Genomic DNA, 15610 nt, shown 5'->3' with positions numbered 1-15610 from the left:
ACAAGCATCCAAATAAAAAGCCTCCGATGAAACCGGAGGCTGTTGTAACCCCATCGCAGATGGGGGTCCCGTTTGGACGCCGATCACCCCATGTGCGGGGTCCTTATTCCATGCCGAAACACATGCTGGACACCTTGCCGAACGGAAATATCCGGATCAACGGCGACGACCATCTTTACTGCTCCCGAGACGCCTCCCCACAGTCATCGAATGCATCTGTCCCGGACCTGATCGAGCAGTGGACTGGGCTAAACGAGAATTGCCGTGGTGGCAGTGGCGACGATCCGCAGACGCTGAAACAGTGCGACAAGCGGGACGAGGTTTCCGAAAGCTTAGAGGCGCTTGGATATTGTTATCAGGGCGAATCCAATGCCGCATCTGAGTGGGCGCGCTGCGAGTAGTCTCGGCGTAGGTGCAACGTGGCACACAAGTTTATCCCCGAGCAACCCAAGCGCACCTGAGTTGCCTTATCAGGGTGCTTTCTTCCTGCAACGGTGCAAATCCCGCACCGGATTAAAGATTGAAAGATCGGTACATCTGCCTCGCCCCGTGTATCGCAACCAAAACGCCCGGCAACTACCCTCGAGACTGAGCCAACCCCTCGATTGTATCAGCGATCAAGGACCAGCCGCTTTCAGTCAGTTCAAAATGTGATCCATCAGCGTTCTCAATCATATAGCCTTTGTTGAGCATCGTCTTCACCACCCAGATATCCGGGTGGAACCAATGGCCATCGATCTGAAACCCTCCCTTTGCAAGCTTGCCACCTGACAGCAACGCATATGCTAACACCAACGCTCTCGTTCGAGGCGTATCCTGTGATGTCGAGTAAAGGGCATCCTGCCAGTTGTCGAACTTAGCGACGTCGGCAGGCTTGCAGTTAAAGGTCTTAGCTGACGCGGATTTTCCGTCTATCGCGATTGCAAGCGCGTCGATTATGCGAACAGCGATTTCCCTAGTGAGTAGCACGAGATTATTTCCTTGGTATCTAGCACTCCGGACGTGCATCAGCCTATTCGGCGAATGATGCGGCGTTATCCTTTCTTCTAATTCTGATCTCGATCCGCCGTCGGTTTTCTACGTTACCTGCCTGTCCGGTTGTCAGTTTATCGCCTGGCATCACGAGCTGCGCTGCAGACAGCGGCAGGATAGTCACTCCCCCCAAAGCGTTGTTGCTGCGGAGGATATTTGCTACTGACATCGCTCTGGCAAGTCCGAGACCAGCGTTGTCCGCTGGCACCATATCCGTCACCGGTTTCTTTGAGGAGAGAACGTCGATGGCGAGCTTGTCCATGTTCGAGGAAAGGCGCGACAGCGGCTGTTCGTCAGTGTGGCCGATCACCTCGACGATATCGACGCCGTAACGTTTTAGGTTGTCTGCGATCTGTGTCGATATCGAGCCGTTGAGGTCGGCTGTAAACTTTTCGGTCAGTTCCGCGCTTCCTGACCTGAAGAAGTATCCGCTTGCCTCGCTTAGGCTGATAATTGGCGGCCATTCGTGCGGCTTGGAAGTTTGCTGAGCATCGGCCAGTGCGCTTTCTGTGTCGGCGAGCAGACGTTCGAGATCATTGTTTCGATCCATGGCCTCCTTAAGAGCTGCCTCCAGCTTCGCCTGATCCTGAAGGCTTTTTTCCGCAGCAAGCAAGGCGTCGATCTTCTCTTGTAGCTTTTCTGGATCAGGCACATCGAGAAGACGCTTCAACTCCCTGACGACGTCTCGGGCTTCAACCAGTTCGCGCCAGTCTTCTTCGAGTTTGCGTTTGTCGATGAGGGAAACTTGGCCAGCGAGGGCCGTGAGTTTCGTCTCAAGGACCTCAATATCCTTCTTCTTATCCGCCAGATCGCTTTGTAGCCGGTCAACCTCCTTAAGAGCGTTGGTTGCTTTCAATCTCTCGTTTGCAATGATGGCTCCGGTCACGAGCAGAAGGCAGAACACCAAGAGCAGCATGGACTCCGCCATGGTGAACCCAAGAATGAGACCTCGATTATAGCCTTTGTGTTCGACCTTGGTTGTCGTTTCGGAGTTGCTCATCGCGTAAACCAGCTACTCTTCTTGGGCTTGTCATCTTCACCTGAGGAAAGTTGAGCCGCGTCAACGCTTTCGCCGTTTGTTACCACACCGGATGGCATCGCTGGGGACGTCGAGTTCAAGGCTCCAAGCAGGATTTCGGGGCGTTCTTGAGCAAGACGAACGCTCATCGCATCTACGGCGCTCGCGGTCTTACTCGCGGTCTCCGCAGACCGTTCCACCACACCTATCAGGTCTTCCATTCGTTTTGAATGATCGTCCACCGTGCCCGAAGCCGACGATAGCTTCACTGTCATCACTTTCAGATTGCTCGTGTTCGTCTTTACGGCGGAGATCAGATCGGACAGCTTGTCAGCGTTCTTGAGGTGTGCTTCCGTCGCTGCATTCGTGGCAGGAACGGTCTCTTGAATGCGTGTGGTCAGCGCCACCATGCTTTCGTTTGTGCTCCCTGTTGCAACAGCAATTGCACTCAATCGATCAAGCATGGAGCCGATGGCCTGGGTCGTGTGCTCCGATGCAGCATTCGTACCATCCAACTTCACTGCCAAGGCGGCGAGTGTCGCGTTGGTCTGCTTGAACGGTGCGATTGCGGACAGCACTTTCTTGACCGTCTCGCGGGTCGACATAGCATTCTCGTCTATGGCCTTGCTGTGCTCCGTGACGATGGTCTGCAGCCCTTCAATAACCGGAGTGAACTCAATCTTGAGGATTTCGTCGGGCGATCTGGATGCCTTGAACTTCTCGATCACGCCGTCGACGGCATCAGCCAATTTGTGGGTACGTTCTTCGATCTTCCCAACGGAAGCGTTGAGCTTGTCGCTCATTTCAGAGATCGTCAGGGCATTGCTCGCTGCATAGGCGATGATTTGTTCTTGGGTGCTATCCAACGTTGATGTAAGTCGTGCCGACGCTTCTTGGATCGTCTTGGTAGCTTGAAGAGACATTGCTTCAATGGACGCGCGAACAGCTTCTCCACTCTTCTCAGCCTGCCGAGCTATCTCCTCGAAGCCCTCAAGCAGCATCTGGTGGCTCGTACGCCGATAACTGGAAAATTCCATCGCGGACGTATCGAGCTCAGTTCGTACTCGGCGGGTCATCTCGGCGAGGTCATGCCGAACCGCCCGTTCAATATCGACCGGGTCACGACGCATCTGATTGAAAAGGATCCGGAGGGAGATACCGGCGATGGTCGACGAGATGGCCACGCCAAAGTTCCGAACGACGTCCTCGATCGAGGCTTGCCCTGTGAACTGATAGAGCGAAACACCGAGGCTGGTCAGTGTGAACAGGAACCCCATGTAGTAGAGGTTGTCGCCAGCCTGCTCGTTATGAAGGCTCAGGCCGGCTGCGAAGAACGAGATGAGGAAGTAGATAGCCATCATCGCCAACGGAATGACCGTTATCGTGACGGTGTCCACTCCATAGAGTTTCCCGAACCATATGATGAAGGACCCAATGAAGGTCATTATCGCGAAAAGCACGATAGGTCCGTTCCTACGGACGAAATGCCTGATGTCCAGACCAGTCGGCATCACTTCACTCCTGCCAATCGTTCGTAGCCGATCCAATCGCCACTGTTGGAACGCACCCATGCAAGCCAGAAATCGGGAAGATCGCCAAGCTCAGCGGAATTCTCTCTTTGAAACGCGAGTATCTTGACCCCGATGCCGTCCAGCGGTGTTCTGAACTTGTCTCTCGCAGTGCTCTTCTCATACCGCTGGTAGTTTGGGCCGGACTTGTAAATGGAGAACGATCCCGTGTGTTCGATCATGTCGGAAGCGACGAATAGAGTCTTTGGCTTGCCTTCCATCTTTCGATCCGAGAAGCTCTCGATTACGATCCTCTGCACCCCGGCCATGATTGGCGATTGTTTGCCTTCTTTGCCTTCACCCATCTGGTCTTCGATGTCCTTCAATGGCTTGTTGAAGGCTTTTTCCCATCGTTCCTGGATCCGCTTCGGATTTGAAGTGAGTTCATCCGCACCATCGCCGTCACCGGGATTGCATCCCCTGTAGGTACGTTGCAGCTCACCCTCAGAGTCCGTAAGCGCGTAGACCTCGATCAGTCCGCCCTTCTCCACGTCGGCCACAGCCTTCTGAAACTGACGCTTGAGATCAACCTTGGTGATCTCCGAAATCGGATCGGTGATGTCCAGAAGCACGGCCGTCACAGAGGTGGGGCCATCTGTCGGACAAAGATCGGCATCGAGAGACGCATTCAGTATGGCCTTATGCCTGAGGACAAGAAACCCTCCGACGCTGATCAGGATAAACGCCACAAGGCCGATAACCGCGATGATCCCTCCAACGGAGGCATCGCTTTTCTTCTTACGCCTGCGTCTGGCCATTCGTCATCTCCGGGAATAGATTGTCGAGTTGATGATAGGCCGTCACCGCGCTTTCGAATTCATGGCCGATCTGTCGCATCTGCTCGGCCAAATCCTCTTCCGCTGTCTTGATGCGTGCGGCGAGGTCTTTGTCATTCCAGTCGTCACCGGTTTCGATGACCGGCTGCCGTCTTTCCAACTTGTACTGCATCGCAAAGTACTTGGGTTCAGGCTTCGTCCTCGTCTGCCTGTTCGCCTCCCTGTAAATAGTGAGCAGCTTCCGCGAGACTTCCTCGAGCCGATCTTGCTGGTCGTTGAAGAGGCGGACGATGCGGGCACGATTTTCAATGATGGAAGCACACTCGCGACGTCGGATCGTCAGATCCCGGATGATCGCATCGACCTTCTCATTGTGTTCGTCGCGGATGTCTTTCAGGTTGTCTATCAGTTCGAGTTTATGGTGCACGTAGTTGTCACGGGCTGCCACATAACGCGTATGAACGCCACCGTAGCCGGGATAAATGTCACGGATGCTCAAAACATCGAAGAGAGCGACGGCAGAGGCGATAAAGCCGGTTCCGAACAGTATCCACGAGTCGATATCACGCAGGAATAACGGGTCGGTGCGCAACCGGGTCATCACCGCTGCTCCGATTTCTGTGGCTGTAGTCGCCGAAGCTTCACGGTAGTGAGCCATGGCCAGGTTCAGCCCGATAGCCAAGCAGAGCCAAAGCAAGATGCCAATCAGGCCGCCCATCTTCTTGAAGAATGAACGGTGAACTACATATGGCACAAGCTTCCACGCCAAGACGGTGGTGCCAATCACGTTGGCAAAGGCGAAACCGAATGCGATACCGACACCGCCCACAAGGCCCTGATCGCTTCCCTTGGCTAGATAGATCCCGTTGACGATCGTCTCGCCAAGCAAAAGTGCCACGATCACGAGCCATTTCAGCATCGTCGCGAACTGGCTCTTTGTCTGAGCAACGCGCTTGAGGCCGTTGTCCTTCTTGAAGTCCGCAAGTTCCTCATCGGCTTCCCTGAGGCTGCGGCGCAGGCCATAGAGCTCGTCACGACCGCCAGCGACGTCGGCCTTGAAGTCGGTCAAGCTAGAGATATTTGCCTGGCGGATACGCCCGAAATGCCCGTCGAAGTCGAGATTTCGCATCCTCGTGGCATAGGTGTGGAGCTGATCTTCGAGCACTTGGTACGAGTCATCGCGCTCGGTCTCCACTTTCGTGACGATAGCTACCTCAACATCGTCGAGGGCCTTCGACGTGGGGACGGGCTTGTTGTCCGTCCCATTATCCGCACCCTTCTTGGCAAGCTCCATCGTTTTCGCGAGCTTTTCAGAGTCCAAGGGCGGAAACGGGTCGGTCGTAATTCGAAAGTCGTGGCTCGATTCACGAACACTTTCGATGAGACGGTTCAATGCTTCAAAGCGTTTAGTCATAGCGTTCTAACAAACCGGGTCTGTCGCGGATGGAAAAATGATCGACGTTCATCGATCTCTGGATGTGATGGGGCTCTCACTTTCCCCAAAGCGGGGCACGCCACCCCGCAGAGAGGGCCTCCTCTTCGGAGCAAAACCATCTCTCGCCATTGCTAACGTTGATTTTGGTCTTGCCATAGTCTCTCGACCACGGAACGTGATAGATTCGCTCGTTCTTACGGTTGATATTACCTTTGATGGGGCACTTGCCGTCAGGGACATCAGTCAAAGAAGCATCCCACTTGTGAGCGCGAAAATCCCAAGCAGCCTCAGTCGGAGCCTGCCAAATGCCGATGCCCTGCTGCTTTGCGGTTTCCTCAAGATTAGCATAATCGACGGAATACTTTCGGAAGGCCCAGGCCATGCCTGTCTCGACCATTCGAGCATTGACCTCGACGCCATCAGCCGTACACACCGATAATGTGCGTCCATAAGCGTCCTGCCCGCGGGCGTCGCACTGAACCGTTTTGCCGTAAGTCAACTCTTCGATTTGTCGGATAGCCTCCTGACCGCAGGCCCAGTTACTGCCATCGCTTCCGGCACAAGCCTGACCAGCCTCCGGAGCGTCGATGCCGTGCAGGCGGTATCTCACACCGTCTATGTCAAGGGTGTCGCCATCAACGATGTGAACGGACGACTCTGCGCTCGCAAGAGTCGGCATCAACATTACGAAAGCAAGAAATATTGCATGAATTTTCAAGATTGCCCCCGAGTCCCCACTCAGACGCTAGTGCAACTTGCGTGCAATCTCAATAATCTAAACGTCTCGAATTCTTTGACCCCGGATAACTCCTCCCTCTGATGCTAGAGTTCGGCCGATTTTGAAGAACCGAACGTGCAGCAACTGCAGGGGCGAGCAGCAATCCCACAAAAATCTTAGATCAGCTCGCCCAACGAAAAGAGTCGGGAAACCAGAGCTGCTTAATATCAATCCAATCCGGAAATCGCCCCAGGTCAGGAACTGACCAACCAAGACCACCGGACTCCCAGAGGAGCCTGCCGCTAGACCATAAGCTTCAGAAGCTTACAGGGCACCTTGAGATAGCTGTTGGCCCCTGGGCACTACAACGCGCAACGTGACAAAGCTCGCATTTTGCATTTTCCGTATAGCGTCCAAGACGCTGTGGCTTACCCCTGCAGCAGGCGCACATTTGTTGCGCGCGGACGCCCCATAGCGTCAAGCTCCGCGTCGAACGTAACCGCACGGCCCTGTTGAAGACTTTCCCATATCCCACTTTGTACCGTATCTTTCGCGATGAAATATTCGCGCATTGATGCATCGACTAAAAAACCAAACGTTGGCTTTCTACCCTTCTCCTTCAATGTGCCCAACAAGGCGTTCTGCGATAGCCCATCGTCCGGGGTCGTAGTGCTTGAGGTCTCTTCCAATTGCCCAATCAACCGGTCCAGACACAAGAGAAGACCCGCACCGGACGAAACTCCCCTTATTTGAAGTATCGGAATAATGGCAGCACGCGCCTTGCGTAGATGCTCCAACATTTTAGTATCAATGATACGCGCATCTACTTTGCCGAGGAAATCAGCGAACCTCGCACAGGGTTCCTCTAGGTCAGCATCAATCCCAACAGTATTTTTGTGAAGTATCATTCGATGGAAATTCTGAGTCTGGAGATCCGCAAAAATGAGTTGAGTGCGCATATTCGAAAGCGGTTGAAGCATTTCACTAGAAAGAATTTTTGAGGCTCCCTCAAAATCAAAATGGTACATTTTTGCCCGAGCTAGCTCTCGCTTAACGTCAATCGACTCGGGATCCAACTCAAGGGCCTTTGTTAATTGCGCAATAGCACCCGGGCAATCACCATATGCCCTGAGGAGAAAACCACCATAGAAAAAATAAAGCTGGGGAGTGTCTGGGGACAATTCTATCGCTGACTGGTATGCCTCGGAAGCACCCGAGAAATCGTGTTGTCGATAACAAATGAATGCTTCGGCTCGAAGAACTTCAAAGTAGTCGTAGTTCGATATCTTTAGTGCATCAATAATTTCTTTAGCAGATTGAAAATCATCTCCATATGCCAATTTTGTGGCCGTCCGAAGTCTCTGCGTAGCGATAGCCTCTGATATTGATCTGACGATAAAGTTCCTTTGGTTATACTTTTCTCTACCTTCGGCGGCTCGCTCTGCCTGATAGGCGAAGCTTAGGTTACGAAATTTCCTGATGACAGCTTCCTGAGCCTCAGCGGTCAAACGCAAGATGCGCGCGATGTAAGCACGCGCAAACGGCTTTATTCGATAGTTGAGCTCATAACCACTTTGATTCTCGGTTTCGAGAATTGAAAACTTCAACAACTCGGCAACGCCAGCTTCCAGTCTACGAATGTCCACAGCCGAAACATGGTGAAGTACACCCATTGATACGGCTCTTGGCAAGATTGCCATTAGAGAAAGTGCATTACTCGCATCATCGGTCAGCGAATCAAATACATTTTCCAAACAGAATCGAAGTGCTATTTCTGGATTACTTACAATTTTACTTGCCGGCAAACCAGATAGAACACCCATACAAAACCATTTCAATAGAAGGGGACGCCTTTCCAAGCGATTTGCGTAATACCGCAGCTCCTCTGGTTTCAATCCCGCAAGCGCCTTTATGCTGTATGACTTTATCAATGCACGTAAATAAATCTCACCTTCATTATCTGAGAGAGGAGTGACGTTTACAGTAAGATCGCCACCAACTGGTATCCTAGAAGTGAGCACAACCTTACTTTGCCCCGGAATATCCGAAACAAAATCACGGATAGTGTCATCAAGTACGGTCTCAAGATTATCTATTGCTAGAAGTATCTTGTTGTTTTCCAATAGCTGCCGAACTCTTGAAATGGCATCCGCCGTGGTATTCTCGAAAACACCAACGACTTCTTCGAAGAGCCCCATCGACGTCGTTATTGCGTGCTCAATTCGTTGAATTTCGCCCACGGTAAGCTTCGAGGATTTGGCCGACACCCAGACAACAGCATCGAAGTCATGCTCACCCGAGTTAATCAGGCTGTATAGAGCTTGCAATGTCAGCGCCGTCTTTCCATTGCCGCCGTCACCCAAGACGGTAACAACAGGATGTCGGCTTAGTATTTTCTTTTTAAGTTCCTGCTCCAACTGTGGCCGCGGAACAAAGCCGGTGTCGTCATAGTCCGGCAATGGCAGATTATGGAATATCAGCCCATCACTTGGATCTTCGAGGAACGTTATAGATTTTCGAGTTATGGCCTCAGGGTCGCTGTTATATGCGGAAAGCGCCTTATGCAGGATCGGCCAAAACCCATTGCTCCGCACGAGGTCGCTTGCCAACGCAAATGCAGTAGCATGTTCCGCCACGGTCAAGGGACGGCCATGCATTACCGAGTTTCTTACTGGAACAGATGCTTGTAGGGAGCTTGCTTTCGATGAAAGATGCTTTCGCAGTCCCTGGTCGAAATGTGGCTTCAGCCTCTGAACAATCGCCAACTTGTCCCCGAGATCAAGTTGATACAATAGGTCAAAATCATCTCGTGGCGACGTACTAGGCTCCTCCGATCGGTCAGCCCGAAGGGACGCTTTTTCGCGTTCTTGCGCTGTTAGGAAACCATCGCCGACAATGCTGGAGACTGAGCGAACATGCGACACTAGGTCTTTCTCAATAGCGTCGAAGAAAATGAAGAGAGCAACGCGTTGATAGCTAGACAAATCAATATTCCCCCACTGGCCAATGCAAGCCTACGCTAGGACATTGATTCTGCGGAGTGGAGGATCCGATACCTTACCGTGGAATACACAACTTGTTGCCATTCATAATTAGCCGCCAATGACAATCGACCTGTTCAGGGCATTGAAAATGTCCCTTGCCTTGCGCGTCACAGTTGCCTGTTCGAGGTGAGCGTAGCGCATCGTCGTGCGGATATCAGTGTGGCCGAGAACTGACTTGACCTCCTGGATCGTCAACCCGTTTTGGACCAGCCGAGTTGCGTGTGTATGGCGCAGCGTATGAATTGTGCAGTCGTGGAGACCAGCACGCCGAAACGCCTTGCGGATCGCGATTGCCGAGTATCCCCTCGCATCACCGGCCTTGTTCGTGAAGACCGTCTCACCATCACGCTCGGACAAGCGACGTTGAAGGATCGAAACGACGCGATCGGTCATGAAGATCACGCTCTCGTTTTGCACCTTTGAGCGCCAGAGGCGGATCGTCCCGGTTTCAAGGTCGATGTCCTTCCAGCGGATGTTCGCGATCTCACTGTATCGAGCCCCGGTATCGATCAGCATCAGAACCAGGTCGAAATTGTCCTGCATCCATTTCTGGCGGTCAGCTCGACGCTCAGGCTCCGGTGACAAACCGTTAGTCTCGCGCGACGGATCGAGCTCGCGAAGCAATCGCCGCTCTTCCTCGACATTGAGATAGCGCACCCTGGAATTGCCAATGCGAACCGAAGGAGGTTCGACCTGCTGGCAATCGAAGCCGTCCTTCCGAGCCAGTCGGATCGCGCCCATTAGGAAATTGAGACCATGTTTGATCGTCTGAGGTCCGCATCCCTGCGATAGTCGAGCCTGCCGGAACTGTTCCAGCGTTTCCGAAGTCACTTTGACCAGCAGCACCGAGCAGTCGATTGCCGCCAGGATGATCCGCATCTGGCTGACCAGATTTCGATAGTTCGCCGTCCCAGTCTTGGTGTTCGCGAACCGTCGAAGTGCGGTCTCCAACGTGATCTGTTCCTTCTTGCCGAGGATAATTTCCGCATGGACTTCTGCTCGGATTTTCACTGCAACCTGTTCGGCTGCCTTGCGATCGGTGGTGCGCGTCGATCGGATGATCGTTCGGTGGTCGATCTGGAACTGCACGTACCAGAACTTCGAATTCTCTCGTTTTACCAGTGACATAGGAATCTCTTTCGGCGAGGCTTCCACCCGATGCCCTCGAGAGACAACATGATTGTTTTACGGATGTATAACTTCCGGGGAGTGTTCGTCCTGGACAAGGTCCAGGACAGCCTGCGGCTAACATGGATGGTTCAGTTGCAGGAGGCAGATAGGTGAAATGAAGAAAATATATAACAAACTACAAGACACCTATCCGTTCAGGGCTCAACAAGTTCCCGAGGACCGCGGATAGGTGAAATGACGAATTTTTATAAGGAACTGTAACTCACCTATCCGGCGGGACTCCGGCCGAACAGGCAAGACGTGACATCCGCGTTACTTCGAAGCTCTCCGACGTTCCTTGGTGAGGCGTCGACGGCAGTTGTACCAGTACGTCAGCGCACCCTTTTCCGTCAGCGTTGCTCCATCGACGAACGCTTTGACGATCTCGTCCTGTGCCATCCCCTCCAGCGTTTCATAGATTGCCAGTGCTGTGTCGATCTTCGACTTGCCTGCGGCGATCATTGCGCGGCCCTCCGTGACTGCCTTTGCAATTACTGTGTCGTCTGCGGGAACGGTTTCGGTGGTGTTCTTTGCCTTGCTCGCCATGCTTGTCTCTCCTTGTTCGGTGACGACAAGGGTCCCCTTGTTAAGAGGGCGAGACAACGCGGATATTGCATCAGGTTTCGCGATGGGAAGAGGGCTTTTGAGACCCCACTTGAACACAACCGCAGCAATTTTGAGATACGCTATTTAGACGTCCCACCGAAAATGGGCCTCTTGGTCGAGACCCTGTCGGCGATATGTCTAGGATGACCGCAGGTTGTTGAGCCCCATTGTCTCTCGGTATGCATATTGGATTCGCTAATGTGGTGTTCTAAGCGCAGTTCAGACGTCAATTCCATCAGTTCTGGATCACTGCGTGCCGGCTTTGTCCCATCGGCGGCCGAGAACTGCGCCTCAATCAGCCGCATCATGGAAGTGACCAGGCATCGCGATCCGCGTACGGTAGAGACCTATGTCCGTCGGGCCGATAGGTTCGAGGACCATGCTGGGGACGGATTCTTATGACTGAAGAACAAAAGCCGAAGAAGCTGGATGACTTCAAACTGATTATCGATGACGTCAGAGCGCGACAGGCGGCTCTTGTAAATTTGATAATCTTCACGGATCAGAAGGCAATGGCCGTATTCCGGCTCTATGTAACTTTGGGAATAGCAGCGGGTGTCACAGGGGCGGCCAGCTTCTTCAGGCGCGACGAGCTACTTGAATTCGCGAGATGGTCAATGGTGGCTACCGCGATCTGGTTGGCAATCGGAGCCTTGTTTTGCTTCAGAGCTATGTCCAGATCATCGATAAATCTTCCCGGTCGGGGGCCGGAGTTCTGGCAGTGGGCGCTGCACTCCGAAAACGACCAGCAGGAAGTCGCTGACGCTTACCTGAACGAACTAAAAGAGAGGCAGAAGTCGAATAGAGATCTCAATGAAAGGACTGCCGCGGCTCTCGATATTGCCGTGAAGATGGGTGTGGCAACACCCATAATAACTGCCGTAGCCGCGGCGGTTCCTTTGCTCTTTCAGCGATAGGGGTGAGGCTTTCTATCTTCGCTCTTCCGGCTATCCCAATCGCGCGGCGGCGGCGTTTTTTCACCGCTGCTGGTCGTCTCCTTCCTGTCGTCGTCCTTGTCGTCGCTCATGTCTTTCTCCTTCCATCCATCGTTTGGCCCATCGCAAGGATCAACTCAGGCATAGTCGACATTAAACGACAAGGCCTACCGCATCGCAGCGACTGAATTTTCAACAACGCTCGCGATAACCGTGTTTCTCGCTAACAGCTTGACTACTGCACTGGATGCGTCACCGGAGCATCAATACCTTCGCCATTTGAGAGAAATTGAACAAGCGCAGACAAGAGGTCTTCGGCGGCCTCACGGTCAAGCTGGACGTGGACCGTGTCGAAATCGCCTGCCGCAAGCTCGAGCGTTCCCCTAAGTGGGGCCCTCGATGACACTACTATGTCGTTGCCGTGGTACTCAGCCTCGATCGTTGACACTTCTTCGCTAATCCTGTCCTCTGTAGAAAATCCATATCGCGAAATGCGAAGTCGCCGTCGGGTGGAAAGAATTATTTTGGGTCAGTCGACGTCGCGGCTCAGTTCCTCGAGACGGCTGTAGAGTTCGGATTGCCTGTTCGCCATGTCCATGACCTCGCGTCCCGCACCCGCTATTGCTGCTGTAGAGAGTTCCGCCGCCTGCGCAAGTTCCTTGATGCGGTCGGTGATGCGGTTCAACTCGGCATAAATACGGGATGCCTCGGCATGGTGCTTTGCGGGGATCACTATTGCCTTCACTTCATCACTCCCAAGGTTGACCCATGCCAGTCCTGAAAAACGCCCGGCATGAGCGCTTCGCCCAAGCGGTTGCAAAGGGCATGTCCGCAACTGGGGCATATGCAGAGGCAGGCTACAAGGGCGACCGCACCGCAGCATCGCGGTTGTCAACAAATGTCAACGATAAGGGTGATTATCGCTACTTCTTTGTTGGCCGCCTTGTCTCAGCGTCGAACCAGGTGGCGAAACGCTCTCGGCTCATTCACGGCACTCCGCCTCGGCCTCACAGGTAGCGAGATTGCGTTCCCTGTTCAGCCAGCGTCCAGCCATCGTCGTCAGCGAATACACTGTAGATTGGCACCGACGGATCAGATCCTGATATCTGCACTGTTCGAAATGCGCCGGTTTCAAACAACACGGAAAACTGGCGCGGGCTGATCTCACCTCCGCGAGAATTTCGTTCATCAAGGCCATCAGCGTAAACGAGCAGCTCTCGCACATTGCGTTGAACCCAATCGGTGATCTTGCCTCGGCTCGCACTTTTTTCAAAATCGGAAGCGCGCAGTGCAGCGATAGCGCATTTCACCTCTTCAATCGAACTCCCGCGATCCCCGCCCAGCGCCCAAAGCTCCGACCTGCTTTCAGCGAGCGCGGACTCGAGCCGATTGATTTCCAGCGTTGCCTCATCGATTTTTGCTCGAACGAACGCCGTCGCAGCTGTAGCATCTGCAAGAAGGTCAAATGCACGGTCCCTTGTCAGCAACTGCTTGGCTAGTTCGGCCGAGGCAAGAGCGATACTTCCCTCCAACGACCGACGCTTCTCAGCTAGGGAATTTTCGGAAAGGAGCGTTGCTAGGTCGAGTTCTTCGACAAAAAGCAAAAAGGAGGTCTCAAAGTGGGCGAGAGGCCAACTGCCGGAAGAGCATTGAACGCCCCTTCTGGCGTTCTCGCAGCGAAGGTACACCCCGCCTTTCGGCCCAGAACCCTTGTCTACGACCCTCATTCTTCCCAAGCAGTAGCCGCACGCTGCTACACCCGAAAAGAGGTTGGTAAAGTTCGCACCCTTTCGGCCTGAGCCCTTAGTCCGACGCACTGCTCTGCCCGCCTGAATGCGTTCGAACTGTTCGCGCGTGACTATTGCTGGAAAATAATCGGGCACCGGTGCGCCGAACGGTGTTCGTCGGCCATCGACGTATTTGTGAGGTTGGAACTCGCCGAGCACGGCACGATTGGTAAGCACCTTTGAGATGTAGGACTCGTGCCAACCTTTCGACGTTGAAAATGTCGGCACGCCAGCAAGGTTCAACCCGCGAGCGATCTGAAAAGACCCCTTTCCAGCGTCCGCCTCGTTAAAGATCTTCTTGATCAGATCAACGCGTCCCGAGACTAACTCGAATTCCGTCCGATTATCGTTCAGCTTCAACCATATCGGAGCGACACGCGTGAGTTTCTTCGCCTGGAGGTTTCGCCTTTTCGCCTCCCACGCAGCGCCGACGCGAACACTCTTAGTGCGCGATTCTTCGTAGGCGCGGCTCATGATGACGACCGACACTATAATGTCAGTGAAATCAGAACTGCCAGCGCGATAAACGTGTCCATCGGTCAATGTGACGATATTAATTCCAGTTTGTAGAATCTGAAGGAAGAGAGTCGTTGCGGCCTGCGGGTTCTGGCGACTGATCCGATCAAGCGATTCTACGAGCAGGTATGAGCCTTTCGGAACCGAGCCGTCTTCAGCCAATGCGAGAAACTTGCCGAGAGCGCCCTGAGCGACATTCCTTCCATGGAAGGCTGAAACACCGATATCTTCAAGCTTGAAGTCCTGGATAAGCTCAAGGCCGTGGGCCTCAGCATACTTCGCTGACGCTTCAGTCTGACGCCGCAGGCTGTCGCCTTTGAGCTGGATATCGGTTGACATCCGTACATACGAATAGGCTTTCGGTTTCATGCTCGCTCCTGAAACCGAACGGATACACTAAAGAATAATCCGCCTCAACATCTGCATGCCGATCTTCCCCGGCGCCACCATCACCTGGACGTCGACGGGAACGCCGTCGATGCCATGAAACGCCACCGTGCTCACCCGTGCCACCATGACAAACCTCAAGATAGGCCGGCATCATGCCGATCGAAAACGGAGGGTAGGAGAAGTCCGCACCTTGCGACCGCTGCGGCACGCGGGCCGGAATCCGTCGCGCCGCAAAGGTTGTTTTCAACTCTCCCTCAAGTCATGGTTGCTATCCTTGCATGAGAAATGGAATATAACAAGAACAATTATCGAACAAAGAGGCGAATTGTTCCCGCATGGGATGTGGTCGGTTGTGGAGGCGGAACAAATGCGGGCGGCGTGTTTGCCGCGGCCTGTGACTTTGGGCCTCCTGGCTGCGTGTGGGAGCCATCACCGGACCGCGTCTTGAAAGGCGGCGGGAATGAACGGCGTTGCCGCCGGATGCGTGGACGGGTGCGACGGGCAAGATCTTCCGGGCGCGCGCTGCCAAGGACTGCCAGCAGTTCCGTCGGGGCGCGGCACCGACCCGATCCCGGACGACGGGCGCCATGGCCGGGCGGCGCAAAAGCCCGTATT

Annotated in this window: 12 protein-coding genes and 2 pseudogenes; 2 read left to right on the top strand and 12 right to left on the bottom strand. The window is 53.7% G+C overall.

Going from position 1 to position 15610, the window contains the following annotated elements; translation table 11 throughout:
• Positions 1–401 (top strand): annotated as a pseudogene (locus LQK81_RS16545) (hypothetical protein); the annotation flags it as partial.
• A gap of 175 nt (positions 402–576) precedes the next feature.
• Here LQK81_RS16545 and LQK81_RS16540 read toward each other — a convergent pair.
• The 9 genes from LQK81_RS16540 to LQK81_RS16500 form a co-directional block, all read right to left on the bottom strand.
• Positions 577–969 (bottom strand): hypothetical protein, encoded by a 393-nt coding sequence (locus tag LQK81_RS16540; protein WP_230807460.1) that lies wholly within the window; start codon positions 967–969, stop codon positions 577–579.
• Positions 970–1012: 43 nt separating this feature from the next.
• Complete coding sequence (locus LQK81_RS16535) at positions 1013–2032, bottom strand: hypothetical protein (RefSeq protein ID WP_230807459.1); 1020 nt, start codon at positions 2030–2032, stop codon at positions 1013–1015.
• Complete coding sequence (locus tag LQK81_RS16530) at positions 2029–3447, bottom strand: methyl-accepting chemotaxis protein (RefSeq protein WP_230807458.1); 1419 nt, start codon at positions 3445–3447, stop codon at positions 2029–2031. The genes LQK81_RS16535 and LQK81_RS16530 overlap by 4 nt, the downstream gene beginning before the upstream one ends.
• Before the next feature lie 113 nt (positions 3448–3560).
• Positions 3561–4376 carry a hypothetical protein gene (locus LQK81_RS16525; protein WP_230807457.1) on the bottom strand — a complete coding sequence of 272 codons (816 nt, stop codon included), beginning with the start codon at positions 4374–4376 and terminating at the stop codon, positions 3561–3563.
• Positions 4357–5808, bottom strand: coding sequence for a hypothetical protein (locus tag LQK81_RS16520; RefSeq protein WP_230807456.1), 1452 nt, complete (start codon positions 5806–5808; stop codon positions 4357–4359). Before LQK81_RS16520 ends, LQK81_RS16525 begins: the two co-directional genes overlap by 20 nt.
• A gap of 76 nt (positions 5809–5884) precedes the next feature.
• Entirely contained in the window at positions 5885–6547 is a 663-nt protein-coding gene (locus LQK81_RS16515; protein ID WP_230807455.1) for a thermonuclease family protein, read from the bottom strand.
• 428 nt (positions 6548–6975) lie between these two features.
• Positions 6976–9531 (bottom strand): tetratricopeptide repeat protein, encoded by a 2556-nt coding sequence (locus tag LQK81_RS16510; protein WP_230807454.1) that lies wholly within the window; start codon positions 9529–9531, stop codon positions 6976–6978.
• Positions 9532–9639: 108 nt separating this feature from the next.
• Positions 9640–10719 carry a tyrosine-type recombinase/integrase gene (locus LQK81_RS16505; protein WP_230807453.1) on the bottom strand — a complete coding sequence of 360 codons (1080 nt, stop codon included), beginning with the start codon at positions 10717–10719 and terminating at the stop codon, positions 9640–9642.
• A gap of 315 nt (positions 10720–11034) precedes the next feature.
• Positions 11035–11307 carry a hypothetical protein gene (locus LQK81_RS16500; RefSeq protein WP_230807452.1) on the bottom strand — a complete coding sequence of 91 codons (273 nt, stop codon included), beginning with the start codon at positions 11305–11307 and terminating at the stop codon, positions 11035–11037.
• Positions 11308–11765: 458 nt separating this feature from the next.
• Between LQK81_RS16500 and LQK81_RS16495 the strand changes: the two genes are divergently transcribed.
• Entirely contained in the window at positions 11766–12284 is a 519-nt protein-coding gene (locus LQK81_RS16495) for a hypothetical protein (protein ID WP_230807451.1), read from the top strand.
• A gap of 547 nt (positions 12285–12831) precedes the next feature.
• Here the strand turns inward: LQK81_RS16495 and LQK81_RS16490 are convergent.
• The 3 genes and pseudogenes from LQK81_RS16490 to LQK81_RS16480 all read right to left on the bottom strand — a co-directional run.
• Positions 12832–13047 (bottom strand): hypothetical protein, encoded by a 216-nt coding sequence (locus LQK81_RS16490; protein WP_230807450.1) that lies wholly within the window; start codon positions 13045–13047, stop codon positions 12832–12834.
• A 262-nt stretch (positions 13048–13309) separates the two neighbouring features.
• Positions 13310–14974 carry a recombinase family protein gene (locus tag LQK81_RS16485; RefSeq protein ID WP_230807449.1) on the bottom strand — a complete coding sequence of 555 codons (1665 nt, stop codon included), beginning with the start codon at positions 14972–14974 and terminating at the stop codon, positions 13310–13312.
• Positions 14975–15019: 45 nt separating this feature from the next.
• Positions 15020–15121, bottom strand: a pseudogene (locus LQK81_RS16480) (ATP-binding protein); the annotation flags it as partial.
• Between the last annotated feature and the right edge of the window lie 489 nt (positions 15122–15610).

The sequence above is a fragment of the Rhizobium sp. GN54 genome (assembly GCF_021026345.1).
Taxonomy (GTDB): Bacteria; Pseudomonadota; Alphaproteobacteria; order Rhizobiales; family Rhizobiaceae; genus Mycoplana.
The sequence above is the reverse complement of the archived record's forward strand: the minus strand, read 5'-3'. Positions and strand labels throughout refer to the sequence as shown.